Origin of the sequence: Actinopolyspora mzabensis (genome assembly GCF_900101095.1) — a bacterium.
Lineage (GTDB): Bacteria > Actinomycetota > Actinomycetes > Mycobacteriales > Pseudonocardiaceae > Actinopolyspora > Actinopolyspora mzabensis.
Genome location: NZ_FNFM01000006.1, coordinates 18,557 through 41,572, shown reverse-complemented (window position 1 = coordinate 41,572; position 23,016 = coordinate 18,557). Strand labels below are relative to the sequence as shown.

Genomic DNA, 23,016 nt, shown 5'->3' with positions numbered 1-23,016 from the left:
GCACGCCCGTCCCGCGTGGTGGTGATCGGACTGGGCCGCTTCGGGGGTTCACTCGCCGTGGAGCTCGTCGAGGGTGGCTCGGAGGTACTCGCACTGGACAACCGCCCCCACCTGGTGCAGCAGTTCTCGGACGCGGTCACCCACGCGGCGGTGGCCGACACCACCGACCCCGAGGTGCTGCGCCAGCTCGACGTACCCGACTTCCGGCGCGCCGTGGTGGCGATCGGGGACGATCTGGAGGCCAGCATCCTGACCACCTCGCTGCTGGCCGAATTCGAGATCCCACACATCTGGGCGAAGGCGGTCAACAGGCAGCACGGCCGCATCCTGGAACGAGTCGGCGCGCACCGGGTCGTCCTACCGGAGCACGACATGGGGGAGCGGGTGGCGCACCTGGTGACCGGCCGGATGCTGGACTACATCCAGTTCGAGGACGACTACGCGATAGTCAAGACCCGCGCCCCGGCGGCGGCTGTGGAACGCCCGCTGAGCGAGACCAAGGTGCGCAGCAAGTACGGGGTGACCGTGGTGGGGATCAAACGTCCCGGCGAAGGGTTCACCTACGCCACGCAGGAAACCGTGCTGCACCACGGCGACATTCTGATCGTCTCGGGGAGGTCGAACGACGTGGAGCGGTTCGCCGACCTCACTTGACGGACCCCTGAGCGCCCAGGCTTGGCAGGGTGGTCGCCTGGCGGAACCTCTCGTGGGCTCTCGCTCCGGGAGGACCGACATCGGGTAGGTAAGTTCGTGACAGGACTCGGCTACGTGGTCCGGTAGCCGTCACGTGAGTCGGCGCCTTGGGAGCGTTGGGCCGGCTCTTGAGTAGCGACCTACGCGGCGAGGCGGCCCGGCCTCGCAATGCATCCGACTCACGCGCTCGAGACACCCGCGCTGCGAGCCGCTCGGTCGCGTCCCGACGGCGGTCCCGGGCGCGGCGATTTCGCGAGAAGTCGACGGCGGGCCGGGTGGAGTTCGAGCCCGGGGAACCGCTCATTCCAGAGTGGGATCGCCGAACGGCAGCAGCGGCTCGACCGCGGGGAAGATCACGAACAGCAGCAGCGCGATCACCCCGACCACCAGCAGCAACGCCGTGACGGCCCGCACCGCGAGCGGTCCGGGCAGCTGGCGCCAGATCCATGCGTACATTCCACAACCCGCTCTCGTGTCGCGGTGCTCAACCGTCCAGTTCCGGGGGTCGGAGATCCGGCCGCTCCGCCACCTTCGGATAGCGCTTGGTCAGCACGCCGTGCACGATCATCCGCTTCTCGGCCGAGTAGCGCGGATGGCAGGTGGTGAGCGTGATCAGCCTGCTGCGCCACTGCTCGGGCACGGTCCCACGGGGCACGCCGGGCACGGGGTGGATGACCTCGCGGCGTTGTGGCTCGACGATGCTCCTGCCGAAGACCTCCCGGTAGGGCCCGCCGATCGGTGCCGCACCGGCACAGCGTTCCGGAGCGGTTTCCGGATCCCAGTCGGCGGCCTCGTCCCGCAGCGGGAGCACGCGGTAGACGTACCACTCGGTGGCGGTTTCGACGACCACCGCGTCACAGGAGTCGAGCCGGTCGAGATCCCCGAACGGGGCCATGCGTCCGGAGCGGTGCCCCGCGAGGGCGAAGTTGCCCCGCTCCCCGGGAAGGGCCGTACCGGTGTAGTGCCCCGGCCCGGCGGCCAGGGTCTCCTGGTCGGTGCCCTCCAGGACGGTGAACGGGAAGCCCGATCCGAGTGCCGGCACGTAGAGCCGGGCGAAGCCACGACCGGGGATGGGGTCCGGTGCCCGGGCCTCCGGGGAGACCTCCCGCCAGCGGTCACGCAACCGCTGCGTGGCATCGGCCTGCTGACGCGCCGAGAACCAGCTGGTCACCTGCACCTCGTAGAACACGAAGAGCAGCACCACCAGTCCCAGCGTGATGAGCCCCTCTCCGAATCCGCGCAGCACAGCGCGTAGCCGACCTGACCGTCGCTCCGGCGGTGGTGCCTGCGGCGGAGTGTCGAGACTCACCATGACGCCCTCCCCGGCCCCGATCGAGGGATATCAACAGCAGCATACGGGTTGTTCGGAAAACCGGGATATTGCGTTAACGTGTGAGTGGAAAGTAGTCGCCTCGGGGCGGTTCGTCAGCCGCCGGTCGCCGGGCACCAACGGGCCCGGTCCGGTCGAACGTGCGAATCACCTCGCTCGGCGGCGTGTGAAAACGTGTCGAGGAAGGTCCGTCTCACCGGGCGAGCAGCGCGGTCGGGGCGGCCGAACCCACCTGGCGAGGACACCATGCCCAAGTCAAAGGTCCGCAAGAAGACCTCCTCTCCCCCGCCAGTAGATCGCCGCACACCGGTGAAGGCGAAGTCAGCCGGACCCTCCCACCCCATCTACGTCGGGGTGATGCTCGGCATGATGGTGCTGGGCCTGCTGTGGCTGGTGGTCAACTATCTGGCGGGCCCCAAGATCCCGTTCATGGCCGATCTCGGGCCGTGGAACTTCGCCGTCGGCTTCGGCTTCATGATCATCGGGTTGTTGATGACCATGAAATGGCGGTGAGAACTGGCCGGGCCGGGACGCCGAATAACACGAATGTAAGTCATCCCCATGTGGACAACTCTTGTGGACAACTTCGTTCGGACAGCCATTGAGCTGCGATGACGGCTCCGGCGATCCCGGCGCGGCGCAATCCCGAGTCTGGTCCACACCGGTAGGCTCGCTGGTGCTCTGCTGGGTGGTGGCCGCGGGACTGGTGCCCGTGGTGTGGCTGGCCTCGAACAGCCTGGACCGCGTCTTCCTCGGGGCCGCCCTGGCGGTGGCCGTGGTGGCCGCGGGATGTCTGACCTACCTGCGCCCCAGGCTTCGTGCCGACCCCGGCGGGATAACCGTGCGCACGCTCGGAGGACGCCACCGCTGGCCCTGGGATCGGCTCTCGCACCGCGTCACCACCAGCAGCCGGTTCGGACGCACCGTGCCGATACTGGAGATCGAGGTTCCCGAAGCGGACCTGACGGGTGGACTGCTGCTGCTGGGCCGGTTCGACCTGGGAGCGGAACCGGCCGAGGTGGCCGAAGAGCTCGAAGCGCTGCGGCGCTGAGGATTTCCGCCGCCGACGTCGCCGGAGTCTCCGACGCCACGTACCCGGCACCGGCGAAGCGGCGCTCGGCAGTCCCCGGGCTCACACGGCTCCCGGTGCGGGCGGTGCTTCGAATCAGTTCGTCCGCACGCAGAACTGCCTGCCCTGCAACACGTCGCACACCGTCCCGCCGAGCATCGCGTCGCGGGTGAGCATCGCGGCCACGATCACCAGGAACACCGCGGCCAGTCCGCCGGCCTGCCAGCGGTTGCGGCGGGCGGCGGGCGCGTACAGCAGCGCCGCGGTGGACAACGCACCCAGCACGAGGCCACCGAGATGCCCGAGCAGCGAGATGTTCGGGATGGTGATGGTCAGCACCACGTTGAGCCCGATCACGAGCAGGATGGGCCGTATGTTCAGCTTCAGGCGCCATGCTGCCACGGCCAGCCCACCGAACAGCCCGTACAACGCGGCCGAGGCACCGGCCGTCCGCGTGAACGGTGCGTCGAACAGGAAGACGAACATGCTGCCGCCGAGCAGCGAGAGCAGGTAGACGGCGGCGAACCGGAGCCTACCGAGCAACAACTCCAGATCTCGACCGACCACCCACAGCGCGATCATGTTGATCAGCAGGTGAATCAGCCCGAAGTGCAGGAAGGCGGAGGTGAACACCCGCCACCACTGATCCCCGGCCACCTGTGCGGGCATCAACCACCACGCCTGGAACAGCGGCGCGGAGCTGTTGGCGGCTGCCGAACCCGCCTGGACCGCGGTGAACACGTAGATCAGCACGTTCACCGCGATCAACCCGGGAACCAACACGGGTTTGCTGCGCAGCGGAGCCCCCGCCACGGTCACGGGCCTGCGGGTGGTGCGCTCGGCCTGCTTGACGCAGTCCACGCAGTGCTGCCCCACCGCGGCGTCCCGCAGGCACTCCGGGCAAGCGGGGCGCCCGCAGCGCGTGCAGCTCAACCCGGTGGGCCGGTCCGGGTGACGCGGACACGTCGGCATGGCCTGGGGACTGTTCGGGTCCCCGGCCTGTCCGGGTGGAACGTTCACCTCGATCCCCGCTCCCCGTGCGAGGCGCGCGGCCCGTACCGGCCGCGTCGCCACGGCTCAGGCTTCGGCGGTCTCGCCACGTTCGATGGTCACCTTCTCGATGACGATGTCGTTGACAGGACGATCGCCCTGACCGGTGGCGGTGTTGGCGATCTCGTCCACCACGTTACGCGACTCCTGGTCGGCGACCTCGCCGAAGATGGTGTGCTTGTAGTTCAACCACGTGGTCGGCGCGACCGAGATGAAGAACTGCGAACCGTTGGTGTTCGGCCCCGCGTTGGCCATGGCCAGCAGGTACGGCCGGTTGAACTGCAGCTCGGGGTGGAACTCGTCGGAGAACTGGTAGCCGGGGCCGCCACGACCGGTACCGGTCGGATCCCCGGTCTGGATCATGAAACCGTCGATGACCCGGTGAAAGATCACACCATCGTAGAACGGGCCGGACCGTTCACCCCGCGCGTTGGGCTCCGTGTAGTCCGCGGTCCCCTCCGCGAGCCCGACGAAGTTGGACACGGTCTTTGGAGCCTGGTTCGGGAACAACTCGACTCGAATATTGCCCTGCGTAGTATGCAGGGTCGCGGTCACCGTCGTTCCCACGAGCGATCCGTTGTCTGCCACCACCTCATCCTCGCATCGACGAGCGTACGAACCGCCACAGGGTGCAATATGGGGTTTGATCGTCAAGGAGTGCGCGGTACCCGGTGAGCGCGAAGCGAGCATCGGGTCCACAGCCCGCTGATCACGGTGGCAACCCCGCGAAAGCCGGACGACCAGCGGCGCCACCCGGGCGAGGAGTCCGGCAGGGCCCAGGGAATAGGAGGCAACAGCATGGACGAGGTCAAAGCGATGTCCCGCGCCGGCGAGAACGTGGGCAGGGCCGTCGGCACCGGTGTGAAGGGCGCCAAGCACGGAGCGGCCAGGGCCCGCACCGTGGGATCGAAGGTGTCCAAGCAGGCCGCGGCACTGGCCGAGCAGGAACTGGCCGCACGCGGCATCTACACGGACGACCTGCAGGAACGCATCGCGCAGCGGGCCACTGGAATGTCCCGCAAGGAACTCGCCAAACGCGGCAAGAAGGCCCGCAAGGCGTGGGACAAGCGGACCGCCAAGCAGCGCAAGCAGCTCGCCAAGAGCGCCGAGGTCGCACGCAAGGAGCTCGCCGGGCGGATCGATCCGGGCAAGCCCAAGCGGCGTAAGTGGCCGTGGGTGGTGCTGCTCCTCGCCGGAGCGGCGGCAGCCGCGGCCGCCGCCCTCTCGCGCCGCCCCGAGGAGCTGCCGATCGACGACGGGCAGTTCCCCCCGAACGAGCCGCAGGACCAGGGGCCCGCGTCGACCGAGAACGGACAGGTCTCGGACAAGCAGCCGCACCAGGGGTCGCAGAACCACTGATCGACGGTTAACGACAGCGGACGTGGGGGCCGGTGGTTCTCGTACCGGCCCCCACGTCTCGTATCGGCCCCACGTCTCGTATCGGCGCCCCCACGTCTCGTATCGGCGCCCCCACGTCTCGTACCGGCCCCCACGTCTCGTATCGGCCCCACGTCTCGTATCGGCCCCACGCCGAAAACTCCGGGCGATTTGTCGGGGTGGCTTGGCAGAGTACGCGTATGGCCGAGCCCGAGATCGACACGCGCTTCGAGCTGCACGCCGCCGTACACGTCCACGCGAACCCCCACACCGTCTACGACACCGTCAGCGATATCACCCGCATGGGCGAGTGGAGCCCCGAGAACACCGGTGGGGAATGGCTCACCGCCCCACCCGGACGAGCCGGCGCCCGTTTCCGCGGCCACAACAGGGGCGAGCAACGCGACTGGACCACCGAGTGCGAGGTCCTGGCGGCCGACCGCCCCCACCTGTTCTCGTGGGGCGTTCACGGCAGCGTGAACGCGGCCGAGACCTCGACCTGGTCGTTCGAGATCACCCCTACCGAGGGCGGTTGTCTGCTGACCCAGCGGTACGTGATGAGTGAACTCCGCCACGGGCTGCGGGTGCAGCTCGCCGAACTCTCCGAACAACAGGCGGCGCTGTTCCTGGCCCGCCGCAGGTCACGACTGGAGGGCGGCATGCGCCACACCGTCCGCGCCGTGAAGCGAACCATCGAGCAGGCCCCCGGCCTCACCCCGACGAACGACTGAAGCATCCTGGCACGCCCCCGTGCGGAGCGGAGCACGGGCTTTCCGAGGAACCGACGGGCTGCCCGGCCCGGCAACCGACCGCGACGCGGTTTCCCGAATCGGTCATAACGAGCGGATAGCGGAACGAAATCGGACAGGTCTAGTCACGTCACGAGCGGGCGAGCCATGCGTCCCACGGGCAACGGACGGCAACGGGGAGCCCCGGTGCCGAGGGCACACGTCCGTAAGCACCACCCGGTCATCGGCGCGCACGGGGGGAGGGACCGGGCGGTGCGCCGGGGCCCGAACCGGGGAAGTTCGGGCCCCTCCCCCGCCACTACGACAACGACAACCGAGCAGCACGATCCGGAGAACAGGAGCGGAAACGATGTCCGACCTCACGAACGAGACGATGAACCCGATCTTCGCCGAACTGGCCCGCGAACTGTCCGATCCGGTCGGCTCCGAGATCGCCGTTTCCGAGCCGCCGGAGTTCGCGGACCTGCTGGTCGACTCGGCGCTCAGCGGCAGGCACCGCGACAGCGAGGAGGCCGGGGCCGATGCCTCCGGTACCGAGTCGAGCGGAATCGAGCGGCCGGACGGGGCGGTGCTGCAGACCGCCGGTCGGCACGCCCAGTCGAATTGAGCCCGCTCGGTACGCGGCCGGACGGACGGGCGTGTCGGAAGCGTCGAGTTCGTCGAGCCCGGGCTCGACGAGGTTCGAGGGTGACCGGCACCCCGATGGGCCACGACCGCTCGGAACCGTCCGACGCGGCGGGACGTTTCGGAATCCGACGACGAGCCGGGGCCGCGCCGGAAGAACGCGCGCCTTCCCGGTGAGTCCGGGCACTCGAGCCCGGCCCGGTCTCGCCGCTCGGAGCCCCGAAATCACTCGGAACGACGGGGAACCCTCAACCGCGAGTGCACCGCGTTGTTCGTACTCGCCCCGTTGGCCACCACCGAGTGCAGCAGGCCATTGTAGACCAGATCCCACATGTCGCGGTCTTCCTGTACCTCCTCGATTTTGGCGTGCACTTTCCGTCCACCGGTGTCCTTCAGATCCAGGTACATCGAGGAACTCCTGTGCTTGACGGTCACCTCGACCAGTTCGTACAGCCGAACCCACTCACCACCGTTGCTGTACCAATCGGCCCCTGCCGCTTGACGCAGCTTTCTGCTGAGCACATAGAGACCTATGGTCGCCAGTAGGCAGATCACCCACACCGGCCAGAGGCTCATCCACGAGAACTCCAGCCCCTGCTTGAGGGTTACACCGCCCACGATGAGCACGAAACCGGCGAGAGCCACGGACAAAGCGCCCAGTCGACTGTGGCGGTACCACTCCAGCACCGGACCCTGACCGGGCGGCGGCTCCGGCTTTCGGTGCTGCTCCTGTTCTCTGTCCGAATCCCTGCTTTTTTCCGCCTTTCTCGTACCGAAGAATGCCGGAGCACGCGGCGGTCTGGGCTCTCCGGTCCACGGATCCGGACGCGGCGGCAGCTCCTCCTGCGCCGGAGTCTCCTCTTGCATATACCTGGTCCTCACTACTCGCCGGTCAGCCAGTTCTCCGCACTGGTCGCAAGGAAGTCTCCAGCCATGCTTCCGACCGCTCCTCCGACCACCGTTCCGACACCCGGAAAGATCGCCGATCCGATCGCCGCACCGGCGGCTCCGCCGACCGCTGCGCCTCCGAGACTGGCACCAGCATCCATCGCAGCTTCCCCAACCCCATGGGTTCCAGTTGCCACATCGGTGGTCTCGGAAGCCACTGTTATCGCTGTTCCCACATAAGGCAATCCACGTAAAACCGGCTTCGCATTGGAAGCCATTTTCGCCCCATCGCCGAGTAAACCGACTGCGTCCGCAGTAGCAGCCCTTCGCAACGAACTCGGGACTTTCTCCGAAAACGCACCCGTTTTCGCTCCCCGCGCATCGGCGACCTTTGACTTGGCGCCGTACTGCATGGCCGCCACCCTCGCTTTGGCGGCATCGCTGCTGTGGTCCGCCGCTTTGGCCAGGTTCCGCATCTCCCTCGCCTTGTCCTCGAGGGCGTCCGCCTGTTCGAAGAGCGCGGCGGCACTCTCGGTGGAGGTCTTGATCGCGGTCAGGCCGCCGGTCAGCGAACGGGTCACGTGGGTCTTCACGGCGTTGAAGGTCTCGTTGGGATCCTGCATCGCGGATTCGAGCTCGCGATGCGCCCTCTCCTGCTTCTCCCGCGCATCGACCACGATGTCGCCCGCTTCCTCGAACGCCCGCTGCCGCTTCTCGGCGGCTTTCCCCGGAGCGCTCGGCGACCCGGACTCCCCGGCGGGACTCGGTTTCGGCGGCAGGATCTTCGTCCCATTGATCACGAGTCCCGCCTGCCGGGCCACGCCACGGGCGGCGGCCATGCGCGAATCGACGGTCTCGATCTCGTCCGCGAAGGCCCGCAGCGCTGACTCGACCTTGCCGAGCGCCTCCTCCAGCTCCTGCGCCTGCTTGGATCGCCGCCCCAGTTCACCGCGTGCCGCATCGGCAGCGGTTCCGGTCCAGAAACTCTCGGAGGCACCGCGCTGCTCGCTCACGACATCGATGACCTCTCCCGTGCCGGTACCGAGTTTCCCCAACCAGTCGGCGGTGTCACGACACGTGGCGGGTTCGTCCAGCACCTCGGTGTTCAGTTCCCCAGCCATGTTCCACCCCGGATCAGTCGGCCCTACCGCCGTACTCGTCGTAGTACTCTTTCCGTAACCGCTCGGCGTTCCGGTTGTCCAACTCGCCGTAGCTGCCGTCGCTGGCGTCGATGTCACGGGCGATCTCATCGATCGCCGCGATCACAGCGGCAGCGGTCTTCGAGAGCTCACCCAGCGTGTGACTCACTTTCTCCGCCGACGTGGACACCTGGGGCATATCGGCGGCGTCGTTCGCGGCCGCGTCCAGCTTGTCCGTGCTGCTTCGCAGCGCGGAGGCCATACCGCGCAATCGATCGCGATCGGCGCGAATCCCGTTCTCCGACACGGTCACTCCTCTCCGCCGTGCCGAAGGTGTTCCGGCAAGGGCGTGTCCAAGCAGATCGTGTGCGCGCCACACGCATGCCTGACCTCGCCGAGCAGACCCGCGGGAACGGGGGCGGACGCCTGATGTGGCCCGCAGCCCCGACGCAGCGCTTCCATCGAGGTGTAAGCCATCACGGCCAGCAAGCCACCGGGCATGGGTTGCAGCTCCAGCTCAACACGCTCCTCACGCCCGCCGTACGGGCGCGAAGCCAGGTAAACCGTTGTCCAGTCGGGCGAATCCGGGTCGTTCCACTCCGCTTCTTCTTCCGACCATTCGCCCGCCGTACCCCGCAGCTCGGCCGGAATCGGCGCGTCCAGCAACACCCCGAACCGGAAATCGGGCGATTCCAACACGGAATCGGAACGGGAACCGGTTCGTGCGGACTCGTGGAGTTTGTCGAGTGGCAGCAGTATCCACGGTTGATTCGGTCCACATCCGGCCAGAAAACCGTCTAATGTGGAATAAGCGAGTACCACCAGCCCTCCGGAGAAATCCCGCATCTCCAGCATCAGACCGCCACTCTCCTCCGCAGGACGACAGGCGAGGTAGAGCCGGGAGGGTAGCTGATCGGTCTCGTCGAGGTCGTAGACGCGCGGCTTCTCGGTCAGTTCGACCATCGTCATCCCCCGTTTCAGTACGAGTGCCGTACGGCGCAGCGTAACGAGTCATCGGCCCGCACAGTTCGGATTCGACACTTCGGGACCGGTGAGAACCGGGGTGTTCAAGGAGGTCGCCCCCGGCCAGGCAAGAACCCGCCCGGCGTACTCCGGGGATCGAGTTACCCTCGGACAGGTCGGCGCCGGGACGACCGGTGCGCCTCAACCCGTGGGTTTGCGGGCGACCACACGCTCGACGATGCCGAGCTTGAACCTCTCGTGCAACTCCAACCCGAAGCCGGCCGCACGGACCTGCTCCAGGGGACGTCGCCGGAAGTGCTCTCCGGCCTGCGGAACCGTGACCAGCTCCAGCAGGCGTTGCACCACCCGAACCGGCCGCGAGGTGCTCACCACGTGGTCGGCCAACAGCAGCAGCCCGCCCGGCCTGAGCACCCGGTCCATCTCGGACAGCACAGTACGGACCTCGGGAACCGCGCACAGCGAGAAGGTGCAGACGACCGTGTCGAACGAGGCGTCGGGGAAGGCCAACCGCTGCGCGTCAGCGACGCCGAGCTCCACCGCACGCCCCGTGCGCTCGGACCGGCGCCGCGCCTGTTCGAGCATCGCCGGGCTCAGGTCCACCCCCGTCAACCGGGTCCCGGCCGGATACCGCTCCAGGTTCAGCCCGGTGCCGATGGCCACCTCCAGCACCTCACCCTCGGCCCGCCCGCACAACCACTGCCGGGTGTCACCGAAGAAGCGACGCTCCAGGCGGCCCATCTGCCGATCGTAGGTCCGGGAGTGCCGATCCCAGTGCCGTCGGGACCGCTCCAGTTTCGTTGCCGTCGTCCGCATCGCCCACCCCCGCTTCGCACGCCGAGTACGCTCTCAAGCTACTACGGGACGGCAGCGGCGTGGCAGTTTCCGGGATTCACGAGGCACCGAGCCCCACCCCCCAGTGGGGAGGGGGTCATCGAGGAGGTGCCGCTTCCGTGCGCATGCGGGATGCCCGGCGGGAATCTCAGCCGGCGTCCCAACGGGTGGTTCGACGCTTCGCCAACCGATCCCACCGAGCCGCGAGGAAAAGCGGCACCAACCCGGCGACGAAGAGCACGAGGAACACGGGGAGCGGCCACCAGCCGACCTCAACCGTCCGTGTGGTGCGCCACTGGACGGCGCACAGCGGCAGCAGCGCCGTGCCCAGGGCGGCGTTGAGCACCAGGAACGCCCTGGCCTGCCGCGCCGCCGAGGCTCGGGTGGCGGGGCGGTTGACCGCCCCGGTGCGAGCGGTGGACGGCAGCTCGCTCTCGGGTTTGGTCCGTGCGACGGCGAAAGCGGCGCCCGCGATCAGCACCGTGGTTCCGAGGTAGAGGAAGACGGGCACGAAGGCGGAGCCGACGGATTTGCGCGCCCACGCATCGACCCCGGTCGGGCCGATGTGCTGGGGCACCGTCTCGGGCAGCTCGGGATACACCGTCGCTCCCCAAGCACTCATGCCGACCAGGAGCACGAGACTCGGCACCAACCACGGCCACGGGAACCGTGGCCGGGAATCCCCGGAAATCGCGCATCACCCCGCTGAACCGTCGCCGGCAACCACCCTATCCGACAGCGCTCGGGCATTCGTGAAATTTTGTCGAGCGCGACGGAACCCACCCACGAAGAAACCGACCACGCCGGGCACGAAGCGCCGTCAGAGCGGGTTGAGGCGGGCCTTGAGCAGGCAGAACGAGTTGCCCTCGGGGTCGGCGAGCACGCTCCACTGCTCCTCGCCGGTCTGGCCGATGTCGGCCGGACGCGCCCCGAGCTTCATCAGGCGTTCGAGTTCGGCGGCCTGATCGCGGTCGGTGGGGTTCACGTCGATGTGCAACCGAGACTTCTCCTGGCCCGGCTCGCCCCCGCTCCGGAAGATGATCGTCGGCTGCGGGCCGCCGAACCCTTCGCGCGGCCCGATCTCGATGGCGTAGTCCTCCCCGGCGTATTCGCGACCCAGCTCCACGAAGTCCAGGACCTCGCACCAGAACCGCGCCAGCACCTCGGGGTCGCGGCAATCGAGCACGAGCTCACCGATACGACACGCCATTGACGAAACCTACTCTCAGCGAAGGAACCGAGGGGCGACCGCGGACGGATCTCGCGGTCTCCCGCGTTGGGAACAGCTCGAGATCGTACCGGGTGAGTCGAGCAGGCGCGAAGGGTTTTCGGCCCCCAGCCGGCCGGATCGTGCCCAGGGCCGGGAACGAAAAAGGACCAGGCCTGGTGACCTGGTCCTTCGATGGTGGAGACGAGGGGAATCGAACCCCTAACCCCCGCCTTGCAAAAGCGGTGCGGTCGATGCGCTTACCGGTATCTATACCGGCGCATCGCTGGACACCGTGCCGTTTGTTCTCTGTTGTTCGTCGCCGCTGTTCGCTGGTGTGTGCCCCAAACCAACCTATGCCACATAGCTCTCAGAGCAACCACGAGAAGTGGTCACGACCAGCCGAAGTGCCGTGCGATCACAAAGGCCAGACAACCCCCCGCCACACCAGATCCTCGTAGTACAAGCAATAGAAGACCATAACGGATGGTAGTCCCCCAGCCTTCAGTCGCAACAAGGTACAACGTCTCTTTGGAATGAGACTGCCGACGGGTGAATACAGACTCGTGATCAGAGCGTTCTGGAACTACCCCATACCCCATCCGGTCCTCCAGTGGACATCATCCAATGTCCCACCGGATGAGCGGGCTTAAAGCGCGTTAACCGGACAGTCAACCCAGTCGGAAAGTTACCCCGTCCGCGCCCGGGGACCGCACTTAATAGCAGCTTCTCTAGCTTAAAAGAGAGATTCGAGTTCGTCGAAGTCCGCTTTCACTGCTCCATCTAGAAGGCTCCACCACTTATCACGTTGAACTTGCGGGGTGCGTGGGCACTTGGGACACCGAAACACATATGAGTCCCGACCTAGGAACGTGTGGGGTTCCGCATCTCGCTGCGGCGGAGCGAACCACTTCAGAGCATGGTTCATGCCGCGTTGCCCATCAAGCATCCTACGAGCCTCGGTAAGCTGAACTCGCTCGTGTTGCCCGCGATCGGTGCAAACAATCGATATGAAGTAGTCAACCTCCTCGCCAGCGCCATTGAACTGCCTCGGACGGTCAGGATTTGTCCTTGAGAACCCTTGATCAAAGTCCATCAAGACCTCCATCGGATGTTCGACCTGCTCAGGATGACGATCACCCAGCCCCTCCCTCATCCGACATCCCACCGCTTTCAGCGGGCAAGCCGGTTAGTCAAGAGTGCCCGAACCTGTGCGTGCCGCAGCGTTGCTTGGGGAGCCGCCTGACTCTCTTGACTCACCGGATTGGCCGCCATCCTCCAACGGCGGATGAGGGAGGGGGCGTCTCGCGAGACCAGGGCGCACCGATGCGCGGTCGGCTACCGGCGCCGGGACCGGCACCAGCCGCACGCCCGGCGTCCGGTCGGGCCGACCACACCGGCACGTGGGCTGGCGGCTCTCCCCAGGACCCACCGGGCAAGTAGGCAGGTGGCCTCGGCAGGGGCCGCTCTTGAATCCTGTAGAGAAATTGTGAACACGCTCGCTCGGTGTTCTAGTTGTGCGGTCTCGACACGTCGGTTTTAGGTGATTCTTTACGATCGGCGGATGTCCTCGCCTGCGTCGGCTGGTCAGCTGCTGCGGTAGGTATCGGCCGCAGCTTGGATCCGGGCGACGTAGCCTGCCCAGTAACCCTGGCTGCCGTACTCGTCGTGATTGCGACCCCCCTGACCGTCGATGCTCTCGCGCAGGATGTCGATGTGGCCGGCGTGCTGGGCGGTTTCGGCAACTACGCGTACCAGCAGGTGACCGACCGTCGTGTCGCGCCGGTCAGGGGCCCACCAGGCGACGTGCGCGGGCGTCTCCAGACCCAGCTGCGTAATCGAGGTGTCGGAGTGTTCCCACGCCTGGCGGTAGAGCCCAGTGAGGTAGTCGCGGGACTGTTCGGGGGTCGCCCACATGTCCGCGTCGTCCCAGATCGAGCCATCCTCTACCCAGGGCAGGCAGATAGGTGAGGGCCGCCCTACACAATCACCGAGGTAGCCGATCTCGATACCCGCCAGATGCTTGACCAGCCCGAGAATGTTCGACCCGCTGGGTGTGAGCGGGCGCCTGGCGTCGTACTCGTCGAGTCCGTCGAGCCCGCGCAACACAGTCTCCCGGGCCTCTTGCAGGTACCGGAGCAGATCGCTTGCCATACCTGCGGAGGACGTCTTACTGACCACGCAGCACACCGTAGCCCTATCGACCGACAACGACTATTTTGCCCTGGGGCGTCCGCTGAGCGATCCCTCCCGTACATCCGCGGAATCCTTACGCGCGGCCGGAATCGTGGTCCCTCCTCGACTGAGAAGCAGGCTGGGCGCGTCCGTGTCCGGTGGCCTTGGGTTATGCGTGCCCGCACCTCGGCATCGGTACATCGACGGCTGCGCTCTGGCAGAGGGACTGGCTAGGTTACCGGGGGCATTCCGGAAGTCTTCGCCTTGATCTTGCCCGACCAACCGCCAGTGACCTCGAGGGCCTTCACGACATTTGCATTGACCCTCAGGTGTGGACTCACTTTCCGAGTCTTCGGCACGACGACATCGACGCGAGGCTAGCGATGCTCCATACCCGGCAACAAAAGTGGGACCGAGACGGCTTGGGGACTTGGAGGGTCAGAGTCCGCGATTCGTCGCCCATCATCGGTTACGGCTGTTGCAGCCTACGCGGTGGACAAATGTTCTGGAATCTCGGATACAGGTTCGCAACTGATGCCCAGGGCCCCGGTTACACCACTGAACTCACTCAGGAAGCAGTGAGGCACGCTCACCGGCGCGAAGCCGACATACCCGTCGCAGCCCCCTTGCTCGAGCACAACACCGGCTCGGTGAAAGTGGCGGTAAAGGTGGGTCTAAGGCTGCGTCATCGAGTGCCTGATACGGGCAATCCTGACCCCGACGCCATACGACTCGGCTACACCGACCGCCCCTGACAGAGGACCAACTGTCCGCCATTCCCGGGTAGTACGAAGAGCTCAGTTCATAGATCCACCGCGTCTGGGATACGCTGACCGACATAACACGCAGTGGAGAGCGACTCAGTTGCTGGTCTCGTCGATGATCCACCGCGCGTATTCCTGATCGCCGTCGATGATCGGTAATCCGGCGACACAAGCGAACTCGTATGGGTGCCCTTGCCTGGTCCGCTTCACGATGGCGTTCACGAGAGTGCGACGTGTCCGGAGTGCGGCGCTCGCTTCGGTTGTGTCGTTGGCTTCCTCGCGCCATCGGTACGCGGTTCGATACGGGGAATCGTGTGGGCAGCCGCACAGAGACGATCATCTACGAGTCGCTTACCGAAGTCCGCGAGCCGTTCGGAGCGTGGTGCCGTGATGACTACTTCGCAAACGTCATCCCGTGCGCTCATTTGTCGTCTTCCTTGAGCTGCTCGATTACTCCTCGCGCGGCGTACTCGCTGCGGCCCATGGCCGCCCCGACCGATCATGATCCGGCCGTCATAGCTCAAACCGACCCACCGAGCGCACATGTTGCTACCGTGCACGTGCAGGATGAGAGGCATCTTGTCCTTGGACCGGACGGAACCATCGTCGGCTGCATACCAGCCCACAAGGATCTCGCTGTCCCACAGCCGTAGCTCACCACGCCAGTGGTAGCCACCGTCTTCGCCTTCGATGCCGCGTGTGGTGGTGTGGACTTCGAACAGGTTGCCCTGTTGCCCGATGCGGACTTCCTGGGGGTGACGACCTCTTCGCCGTCCTTCGACGTCTGTCAGGAAGCCCACCAGTCGCCGGCCAGTTCGGCTGCCGAGATGCCGAGAGCGTTCGCCAGCGCCACAGCAGCCGACAGGATAGGTTGCTGTTCGCCTACCTCGTATCGCCTGATCTGGCGCACACCGATACCCGCCGCATCGGCAAGCCCGGGCTGCGGCATGTGCCCCAGATGCGCCCCAGGATGGATCATGAAAAAGGACCAGGCCTGGTGACCTGGTCCTTCGATGGTGGAGACGAGGGGAATCGAACCCCTAACCCCCGCCTTGCAAAAGCGGTGCTCTGCCGATTGAGCTACGTCCCCTCGCAGCGCCGAAGCACTGCCCCACGGCCCGCGGACAACGTTGCCCGATCGGTGGTGCCGTAGTGAGACACCCCGAAGCACGGCCGAACCGCGGTTCGCTCAGACCTCCGCGGTAGCTTCACGCCACAGGTCGGCCTCCGCCTTGGCCGCGGTCTTGCGACGCACGACGAACAGGACGGCACCGGCAACAGCAGCGAGAACGAGCAGCTTCTTCACTTCGGACGCCTCCTACTACGAACGTATGCCGCCGCCACGATAATCGCAGCGGCGGCACGTGCCACGTGGGCCTAGGAGGACTTGAACCTCCGACCTCTTCGTTATCAGCAAAGCGCTCTAACCGACTGAGCTATAGGCCCTGCGTGCGATTACAAATACTACACACCCGCGCGATCGTCTTCCAAAGGGGGGTCCCCCTCACCGTCCCGAGTGACGACCGAGCCCGGAACGGACTCCCGGAACCCCAGGTCAACCGGGGAACCGGGAGTAACCCGGAACCTCACTCCCGCTCGGAGAGGGTCACCTCGACCCCACCGACGAAATCCGCCGCCACGTTGTAGATGAACCCGGCAACGGTCGCCAGGGCGGTGAACAGCACGATGTTGATCGCACCGATCATCGAGGCCACCGCGAACACCCGCACCGGGCTGATCAACGGCTCGCTCAACGAGTTCTCGGGCTGAGTCAGCTCACTGAACGTCCCGTTGAGCTGCTCCCAGACGCCCATACCGCCGAGCACCCCGTACAGCACCGCCACGGCGATCAACCACACGAAGAACAGCGTGACGCTGAGCATCAGTGCCAGCTTGAGCACCGACCACGGATCCACCCGCCGGATCTGCAGGCTCGCCCGCCGGGGACCGCGACTCGGCCGACGCGGCGCACCCTGGGTGGCCGCCCCACCGCGAGCCCCGCCTCCCATGCCCAGCGAGAGTCCCGGCCGGGGCGACTCCGCGGCGGAACCGTCACCGGCGGCTTCCCCGGCAGGCTGCGAACCGGCGGACTGCGAACCGGTCTGGGAGGCCGAACCCGCCGGATGCGGAATCCGATGCGTTTCCTCCTCCTCGTACCCCGTCCCCGAGTCCGCACCCTGCTGCCCGTCCGAGTCGTCCGAAACCTCGGTGGTGCCCGAGGAGGTGTCCGCCGAGGCGGCGGAAGTACTCATCGAGCCACCCGCTCGCTGCCAGGGCGGAGTGGCCCCGGAACCGTCGACCTCACTCCGGGAGCCCTTCGCGCCACCGGCAGAACCACGCGAATCCCCACCGCTCTCGGCAGCGTCCGTGGACATCCCCTCGGAAACCGAGGTGGTCGCCTCCGCCGTCGTAGTGGTCGAGGTCGTTTCCTGCTCGCCGGTTGAACGAGACTCCGATTCCTGCGGCTTGTCCGAAGATGTCACGAGCGATCCTTCACTGATCGTCGGCTGCCTACCACGCGGGGTGCCCCGCGCCTACTTCCGTTGCTCCGGGCCGGCTGCGTCCGGATCGGCGGCTTCATCCGCGTTGCGCGCGATGGCCACCAGCGAGTTCCCCTCGCCCAGATCCATCAGGCGCACCCCCTTCGTCTGCCTACCGGCCTTGCGCACCTCCTTGGCGGTGGTGCGAATGACCCCGCCCGTGGAGGTGATCGCGTAGAGCTCATCCTCCAGTTCGGCGATGAGCGCTGCCACTAGCCTGCCACGTTTCCGGTCGTGCTGAATGGTCAACACGCCCTTACCGCCGCGTCCCTGCACCGGGTACTCGTCGATGGGGGTGCGTTTGGCGTACCCGCCCTGGGTCGCGACCAGCACGTAACGGTCCTCGTGGCAGACGCCCATGGCCAGCAGCTCGTCCCCGGAGTTGAACCGCATCCCCAGCACACCGGAGGTGGCCCGCCCCATCGGACGCAGCACCTCGTCACTGGCGTTGAAGCGGATGGACTGCCCCTCGGCCGAGACCAGCAGCAGGTCGTCCTCCGGCGAGCAGAGCACCGCACCGACCAGCTCGTCGCCGTCCTTGAGGTTGACACCGATCAGCCCACCGGAGCGGTTGGAGTCGAAATCGGTGAGCTTGGACTTCTTGACCAGCCCGTTCTTGGTGGCCAGCACCAGGTAGGGGACGGCGGTGTAGTCCTTGATCTGCATCACCTGGGCGATGTGCTCGTCCGGCTGGAACGCGAGCAGGTTCGCCACGTGCTGCCCGCGGGCGGTGCGGTTGGCCTCCGGCAGCTCGTACGCCTTGGCACGGTAGACCCGCCCCTTGTTGGTGAAGAACAGGATCCAGTCGTGCGTGGAGCACACGAAGAAGTGCGAGACGATGTCGTCCTGTTTCAACGCGGCGCCCTGCACGCCCTTGCCGCCGCGCTTCTGGGCCCGGTAGAGATCGGTCCGGGTCCGCTTGGCGTAACCGGTCCGGGTGATGGTCACCACCACGTCCTCGTCCGCGATGAGGTCCTCCATGGAGACCTCACCCTCGTACGGGACGATCCGGGTGCGCCGCTCCTCGCCGTGCTTGTGCACGATCTCCATCAGCTCGTCGCGCACGATCTGGCGCTGCCGCTCCGGCTTGACCAGGATGTCGTTGAGATCGGCGATCTGCGTCTCGATCTCGGACAGCTCGTCCAGCAGCTTCTGCCGTTCCAGCGCGGCCAGCTTGCGCAGCTGCATGTCCAGGATCGCGGTGGCCTGCTCCTCGTCGATGCCGAGCAGCTCGATCAGCCCGGAACGGGCGTCGTCCACGGTCGAGGAGTTGCGGATCAGGTTGACCACCGCGTCCAGCTGGTCCAGCGCCAGCGTCAGCCCGCGCAGGATGTGGGCCCGCCGTTCGGCACGCTGCAGGCGGTGCTTGGTGCGCCGCACGATCACGTCGATCTGGTGCCGCACGTAGTAGCGGATCACCTGGTCCAGCCGCAGGGTGCGGGGCACACCGTCGACCAGCGCCAGCATGTTCACGCCGAAGGTGGTCTGCAGCTGGGTGTGCTTGTAGAGGTTGTTGAGCACGACCTTGGGGATGGCGTCCCGCTTGAGCGTGATCACGATGCGCATCCCGCGCCGACTGTTGGACTCGTCGGCGATGTCGGTGATCCCCGAGATCTTGCCCTCACGATGCATCGTGGCGATGTTCTCGATCAGGTTGTCCGGGTTGACCTGGTACGGGAGCTCGGTGACCACCAGCGAGGTGCGTCCCTTGGCATCCTCCTCCACGTCGACCACCGCGCGCATCCGGAGCGAGCCGCGGCCCGTGCGGTAGGCGTCGGCGATCGCGTTGGTGCCCATGATCATCGCGTGGGTCGGGAAGTCCGGCCCCTTGATGCGCTCGATCATGGCCTCGAGCAGCTCATCGTCCTCGGCCTCGGGATTGTCCAGCGCCCACACCACACCGTCGGCGACCTCGCGCAGGTTGTGCGGCGGGATGTTGGTCGCCATCCCCACCGCGATACCGCCACCGCCGTTGACCAGCAGGTTGGGGATGCGCGAGGGCAGGACGTCGGGCTCCTGCGTGCGGCCGTCGTAGTTGTCCGAGAACTCGACGGTGTCCTCGTCGATCTCGGCCAGCATGCTCATCGCCAGCGGCGCCAGCCGGGATTCCGTGTAGCGCATGGCGGCGGCCGGATCGTTGCCGGGCGAGCCGAAGTTGCCCTGGCCGTCGATGAGCACGTTGCGCATCGACCACGGCTGGGCCATCCGCACCAGGGTGTCGTAGATCGCGGAGTCGCCGTGCGGGTGGTAGTTACCCATCACGTCACCGACCACGCGCGAGCACTTCACGTAGGAGCGGTCGGGCCGGAACCCGGAGTCGTACATCGCGTACAGCACCCTGCGGTGCACCGGTTTGAGCCCGTCGCGCACGTCGGGCAGCGCCCGCGCCACGATGACGCTCATGGCGTAGTCGATGTAGGAGTTCTGCATCTCCTGCTGGAGATCGACCGGTTCGACTCGGCCACCCTCCGGGGGCAAGGTCTCGGTCATACCGTCCTTCTCTTCGCTGGGTTGGCGGTCGCGGTTCGCCCGGTGGCCCCGTCGGGTACGCGGCCACGGCCACGCCGGGCGATCTCGCGGGGTCGTGGGGATTCGGCGCGGGCGCCGATCAGACGTCGAGCAGTCGGACGCCCTTGGCGTTGCGGGTGATGAAGGAGCGGCGCGCTTCCACGTCCTCGCCCATCAGCACGCTGAACAGCTCGTCGGCCGTGGCGGCGTCGTCCAGGCTGACCTGCATCAGCACGCGGTTGTCGGGGTCCATGGTGGTCTCCCAGAGCTCGGGGGCGTTCATCTCGCCGAGCCCCTTGTACCGCTGGATGCCCTCCTCCTTGGGCAGCTTGCGCCCCTCCTCGGCGCCCTGCTGCAGCACCGCGTCGCGCTCCCGGTCGCTGTAGACGTACTGCGGTTGCGAACGCGGCCACTTGATCTTGTAGAGCGGCGGGCTGGCCAGGTAGACGTGCCCGTTCTCGATCAGCGGCCGCATGAACCGGAACAGCAGCGTGAGCAGCAGCGTGCGGATGTGCTGCCCGTCCACGTCGGCGTCGGCCATCAGCACGATCTTGTTGTAGCGCAGCTTGGACAGGTCGAACTCGTCGTGGATGCCGGTGCCCAGCGCGGTGATGATCGACTGGACCTCGTTGTTCTTGAGGACCTTGTCGATCCGCGACTTCTCCACGTTGATGATCTTGCCCCGGATGGGCAGGATCGCCTGGTAGCGGGACTCTCGCCCCTCCTTGGCGGAACCGCCGGCCGAATCGCCCTCTACGATGTAGAGCTCGCACTCGTCGGGGTTGTTGGACTGGCAGTCCTTGAGCTTGCCGGGCAGCCCGCCGATGTCCATCGCCGACTTGCGCCGCACCAGGTCCTTGGCCTTGCGGGCGGCGACCCTGGCCTGCGCGGAGGAGACCGCCTTGTTGATGATGTTCTTGGCGTCGGCCGGGTTGCGCTCGAACCAGTCGTTGAGCCACTCGAAGGCGGTGGTCTGCACGAAGGACTTGACCTCGGTGTTGCCCAGCTTGGTCTTGGTCTGCCCCTCGAACTGCGGTTCGGAGACCTTGACCGAGATGATGGCGGCGAGCCCTTCGCGGACGTCGTCGCCGGTCAGGCTGCCGTCCTTGTCCTTGAGGAGCTTCTTCTCCTTGGCGTAGGAGTTGACGACCCTGGTCAGCGCCGCCCGGAAGCCCTCCTCGTGGGTGCCGCCCTCGTGGGTGTTGATCGTGTTGGCGAAGGTGTAGACCGACTGGTTGAACCCCTCGTTCCACTGCATCGCGATCTCGACCTCGTGCCCCTCACCGGCGGCGCTGAAGCTCACGATCTTCTTGTGGATGGGGTCCTTGGTGTGGTTGATGTGCGCGACGAAGTCCTCCAGGCCACCCGGGTAGTGGAAGATCCGTTCGGCGGCGCGGGCGGACTCGCCGGAGGCGTCCTCCCCCGAGCTGTCCTCGGCGGCGGCGCGCTCGTCGCGCAGCACGATGCGCAGCCCCTTGTTGAGGAAGGCCATCTCCTGCAGCCGCCTGGCGATGGTCTCGGCGTCGAACCGTGTGGTCTCGAAGATCTCCGGATCGGCCCAGAAGGTGATGCTGGTGCCGGTCTCGCCGGTGCGCTCGCCCCGTTCCGGCGACGAGACGGGTTTCGAGTCCTCGTAGCGCTGCCGCCACACGTGGCCGTCGCGGTGCACCTCGGCCTCGAGTCCGGTGGAGAGCGCGTTGACCACGGAAACGCCGACGCCGTGCAGCCCGCCGGAGACCGCGTAGCTGTCGCCGCCGAACTTGCCGCCCGCGTGCAGCATGGTCAGCACGACTTCCAGCGTGGGTTTCTTCTCCACGGGGTGCTCGTCCACCGGGATACCGCGCCCGTCGTCGGTTACCCGTACGCCGCCGTCGGCGAGCAGTGTGACGGTGACCTCGCTGGCATGGCCTGCCATCGCCTCGTCCACCGAGTTGTCCACAACCTCCTGCACAAGGTGGTGCAGGCCGCGCTCACCGGTCGAGCCGATGTACATGCCGGGACGCTTGCGGACTGCCTCAAGGCCCTCGAGAACGGTGATGGATGAAGCGCTGTATTCGTTCTTCTTCGCTGTCACGGGCCTCGGAGTCTCCTAGAGCCGAATTGCTTGAGTCTGCGGCCCGCACGGCGGGATCGGCGAAGCCGCCCGCGGGCCGGGGCCGGTACGACCCCACCACCGCCCGGTACTGGAACGTCACGACACCGACGCACGAACCGGACCCACCGCCATTCTACTGGTCGGCCCTGTCAGAAAGCCGCCAAGGACACCCCTGGCTTGCTCACAGAGCGACCAAAACGGATCAGGACACCTTTAAAGGGCGGCGAACACGACAGGAAGATTCTGACTTGTAGCCTGCCGCCAGGTGCAACCCGGGTGCCCGAACCGCGCGAACCTCACCTGAAAGCGGGACGACCCCGGTGCCGCCCGGACACCCGGGCACGCACCGCCACCCCCGCGAAGCGGCTCACCCGTAGGTGTCGCGCGGTCCCCTCCCGGAGATGTGCCGGGGCCCGTGCCGCCAGCTGGGGGCCGCCGGACCGGACACCTTGATCCGTCGCACCACCCGGCTGCCGAGACCGTCCGCGATCCGCTGCACGAGCTGGCGCTGCAACAACCGCAACTCGGTGGCCCACGCCGTGGACTCCGCCCGCAGCGTGAGCACTCCCTCGCTCAGCTCGACCGGTTCGCTGTGCGCCGCGATCTCCTCCCCCACGAGTTCCGCCCAGCGCCCGAACAGCTGGCCGCCGGTCAACCGCTCGGACCATCCCCTGGCATCGACGACCCGCCGGAGCAGCCGCCCCAGCTCCTGCGGATCCCGGTCGTCGGCGTCGGGACCCGACCAGCCACGACCACGCCGAGTACGGCCACCCGGACGTGCGGTCCGGCCACGGGGACGTACCCCGGACTTCTCCCGCGCCGCCTGCAACGCCGCCCGAGCCAGGTCCGAGCCCGCCGTCCGCTCGCCCGCGGCCCCAACCGGTTCGGGTCCGACGGCCCGGAGATCGGCAGATGTGGTGTCGTGGGAACTCGACGCGCTCTTCGAGTTGTCCACACTGTCCACAGTTCGATCCCCAACCGTGGCTCCCCGCG

At 66.8% G+C, this 23,016-nt stretch carries 26 protein-coding genes and 2 tRNA genes; 7 read left to right on the top strand and 21 right to left on the bottom strand.

Going from position 1 to position 23,016, the window contains the following annotated elements; genetic code table 11:
- The first annotated feature begins 15 nt into the window (after positions 1–15).
- Positions 16–654 (top strand): NAD-binding protein, encoded by a 639-nt coding sequence (locus tag BLR41_RS11060; protein ID WP_092627969.1) that lies wholly within the window; start codon positions 16–18, stop codon positions 652–654.
- A gap of 339 nt (positions 655–993) precedes the next feature.
- On the opposite strand, the gene BLR41_RS22860 is transcribed toward BLR41_RS11060, so the two are convergent.
- The gene (locus tag BLR41_RS22860; RefSeq protein ID WP_092627968.1) at positions 994–1,149 is read right to left on the bottom strand and encodes a hypothetical protein; all 156 of its coding nucleotides are present in this window, start codon (positions 1,147–1,149) and stop codon (positions 994–996) included.
- Positions 1,150–1,177: 28 nt separating this feature from the next.
- The gene (locus tag BLR41_RS11050) at positions 1,178–2,005 is read right to left on the bottom strand and encodes a class E sortase (protein WP_092627967.1); all 828 of its coding nucleotides are present in this window, start codon (positions 2,003–2,005) and stop codon (positions 1,178–1,180) included.
- 264 nt (positions 2,006–2,269) lie between these two features.
- Between BLR41_RS11050 and crgA the strand changes: the two genes are divergently transcribed.
- Together crgA and BLR41_RS11040 are read left to right on the top strand one after the other, a co-directional pair.
- On the top strand, positions 2,270–2,536 hold the full coding sequence (crgA, locus tag BLR41_RS11045) for a cell division protein CrgA (protein ID WP_092627966.1): 267 nt from the start codon (positions 2,270–2,272) through the stop codon (positions 2,534–2,536).
- Positions 2,537–2,624: 88 nt separating this feature from the next.
- Entirely contained in the window at positions 2,625–3,074 is a 450-nt protein-coding gene (locus BLR41_RS11040) for a PH domain-containing protein (protein WP_176797947.1), read from the top strand.
- A 114-nt stretch (positions 3,075–3,188) separates the two neighbouring features.
- On the opposite strand, the gene BLR41_RS11035 is transcribed toward BLR41_RS11040, so the two are convergent.
- Both BLR41_RS11035 and BLR41_RS11030 read right to left on the bottom strand, forming a co-directional pair.
- Complete coding sequence (locus BLR41_RS11035) at positions 3,189–4,112, bottom strand: rhomboid family intramembrane serine protease (protein WP_245694067.1); 924 nt, start codon at positions 4,110–4,112, stop codon at positions 3,189–3,191.
- A 57-nt stretch (positions 4,113–4,169) separates the two neighbouring features.
- Entirely contained in the window at positions 4,170–4,733 is a 564-nt protein-coding gene (locus BLR41_RS11030) for a peptidylprolyl isomerase (protein WP_175496715.1), read from the bottom strand.
- Between the two features lie 123 nt (positions 4,734–4,856).
- Between BLR41_RS11030 and BLR41_RS11025 the strand changes: the two genes are divergently transcribed.
- From BLR41_RS11025 to BLR41_RS11015, 3 genes are all read left to right on the top strand, one after another.
- A complete protein-coding gene (locus BLR41_RS11025; protein ID WP_245694066.1) occupies positions 4,857–5,501 on the top strand; it encodes a hypothetical protein in 645 nt (214 codons plus the stop codon).
- Between the two features lie 197 nt (positions 5,502–5,698).
- The gene (locus BLR41_RS11020; RefSeq protein ID WP_143013054.1) at positions 5,699–6,250 is read left to right on the top strand and encodes an SRPBCC family protein; all 552 of its coding nucleotides are present in this window, start codon (positions 5,699–5,701) and stop codon (positions 6,248–6,250) included.
- A gap of 367 nt (positions 6,251–6,617) precedes the next feature.
- The gene (locus BLR41_RS11015; RefSeq protein ID WP_092627962.1) at positions 6,618–6,875 is read left to right on the top strand and encodes a hypothetical protein; all 258 of its coding nucleotides are present in this window, start codon (positions 6,618–6,620) and stop codon (positions 6,873–6,875) included.
- 242 nt (positions 6,876–7,117) lie between these two features.
- Here BLR41_RS11015 and BLR41_RS11010 read toward each other — a convergent pair whose 3' ends face one another.
- The 8 genes from BLR41_RS11010 to BLR41_RS10970 form a co-directional block, all read right to left on the bottom strand.
- Complete coding sequence (locus BLR41_RS11010) at positions 7,118–7,759, bottom strand: hypothetical protein (RefSeq protein ID WP_245694065.1); 642 nt, start codon at positions 7,757–7,759, stop codon at positions 7,118–7,120.
- A gap of 14 nt (positions 7,760–7,773) precedes the next feature.
- Positions 7,774–8,901 (bottom strand): hypothetical protein, encoded by a 1,128-nt coding sequence (locus tag BLR41_RS11005; protein ID WP_092627960.1) that lies wholly within the window; start codon positions 8,899–8,901, stop codon positions 7,774–7,776.
- Positions 8,902–8,914: 13 nt separating this feature from the next.
- Positions 8,915–9,226, bottom strand: a complete 312-nt coding sequence (locus BLR41_RS11000; protein ID WP_143013053.1) for a hypothetical protein — start codon at positions 9,224–9,226, stop codon at positions 8,915–8,917.
- A 2-nt stretch (positions 9,227–9,228) separates the two neighbouring features.
- Entirely contained in the window at positions 9,229–9,882 is a 654-nt protein-coding gene (locus tag BLR41_RS10995; RefSeq protein ID WP_143013052.1) for an SAV_915 family protein, read from the bottom strand.
- A gap of 201 nt (positions 9,883–10,083) precedes the next feature.
- On the bottom strand, positions 10,084–10,716 hold the full coding sequence (locus tag BLR41_RS10990) for a class I SAM-dependent methyltransferase (protein WP_092627957.1): 633 nt from the start codon (positions 10,714–10,716) through the stop codon (positions 10,084–10,086).
- Between the two features lie 166 nt (positions 10,717–10,882).
- Positions 10,883–11,356 (bottom strand): DUF1648 domain-containing protein, encoded by a 474-nt coding sequence (locus BLR41_RS10985; protein WP_092628301.1) that lies wholly within the window; start codon positions 11,354–11,356, stop codon positions 10,883–10,885.
- Positions 11,357–11,554: 198 nt separating this feature from the next.
- Positions 11,555–11,944, bottom strand: a complete 390-nt coding sequence (locus BLR41_RS10980) for a VOC family protein (RefSeq protein ID WP_092627956.1) — start codon at positions 11,942–11,944, stop codon at positions 11,555–11,557.
- 1,584 nt (positions 11,945–13,528) lie between these two features.
- Positions 13,529–14,122: a DinB family protein gene (locus BLR41_RS10970; RefSeq protein ID WP_218120074.1), complete on the bottom strand. Its 594-nt coding sequence runs from the start codon at positions 14,120–14,122 to the stop codon at positions 13,529–13,531.
- A 152-nt stretch (positions 14,123–14,274) separates the two neighbouring features.
- Between BLR41_RS10970 and BLR41_RS23855 the strand changes: the two genes are divergently transcribed.
- Positions 14,275–14,871, top strand: coding sequence for a GNAT family N-acetyltransferase (locus tag BLR41_RS23855; protein WP_218120073.1), 597 nt, complete (start codon positions 14,275–14,277; stop codon positions 14,869–14,871).
- 105 nt (positions 14,872–14,976) lie between these two features.
- Here the strand turns inward: BLR41_RS23855 and cutA are convergent, their stop codons facing one another.
- The 9 genes from cutA to BLR41_RS10925 all read right to left on the bottom strand — a co-directional run bounded on the left by cutA (position 14,977) and on the right by BLR41_RS10925 (position 22,978).
- Positions 14,977–15,210, bottom strand: a complete 234-nt coding sequence (cutA, locus tag BLR41_RS24000) for a divalent cation tolerance protein CutA (RefSeq protein WP_092627955.1) — start codon at positions 15,208–15,210, stop codon at positions 14,977–14,979.
- A gap of 457 nt (positions 15,211–15,667) precedes the next feature.
- Positions 15,668–15,859: a helix-turn-helix domain-containing protein gene (locus BLR41_RS23130; RefSeq protein WP_218120072.1), complete on the bottom strand. Its 192-nt coding sequence runs from the start codon at positions 15,857–15,859 to the stop codon at positions 15,668–15,670.
- Positions 15,860–15,894: 35 nt separating this feature from the next.
- Positions 15,895–15,970: transfer RNA gene (locus BLR41_RS10950), tRNA-Ala, on the bottom strand.
- A gap of 99 nt (positions 15,971–16,069) precedes the next feature.
- Positions 16,070–16,186 (bottom strand): DLW-39 family protein, encoded by a 117-nt coding sequence (locus BLR41_RS23125; protein WP_130468691.1) that lies wholly within the window; start codon positions 16,184–16,186, stop codon positions 16,070–16,072.
- Between the two features lie 66 nt (positions 16,187–16,252).
- Positions 16,253–16,326 (bottom strand) — tRNA-Ile (locus tag BLR41_RS10945).
- Positions 16,327–16,466: 140 nt separating this feature from the next.
- Positions 16,467–17,255, bottom strand: a complete 789-nt coding sequence (locus BLR41_RS10940; RefSeq protein ID WP_425426910.1) for a DUF3566 domain-containing protein — start codon at positions 17,253–17,255, stop codon at positions 16,467–16,469.
- Positions 17,256–17,414: 159 nt separating this feature from the next.
- Positions 17,415–19,910: a DNA gyrase subunit A gene (gene gyrA / locus BLR41_RS10935; protein ID WP_092627954.1), complete on the bottom strand. Its 2,496-nt coding sequence runs from the start codon at positions 19,908–19,910 to the stop codon at positions 17,415–17,417.
- 118 nt (positions 19,911–20,028) lie between these two features.
- A complete protein-coding gene (gene gyrB, locus BLR41_RS10930) occupies positions 20,029–22,002 on the bottom strand; it encodes a DNA topoisomerase (ATP-hydrolyzing) subunit B (RefSeq protein ID WP_092627953.1) in 1,974 nt (657 codons plus the stop codon).
- Positions 22,003–22,390: 388 nt separating this feature from the next.
- Positions 22,391–22,978 (bottom strand): DciA family protein, encoded by a 588-nt coding sequence (locus BLR41_RS10925; RefSeq protein ID WP_092628296.1) that lies wholly within the window; start codon positions 22,976–22,978, stop codon positions 22,391–22,393.
- Positions 22,979–23,016 lie beyond the last annotated feature (38 nt).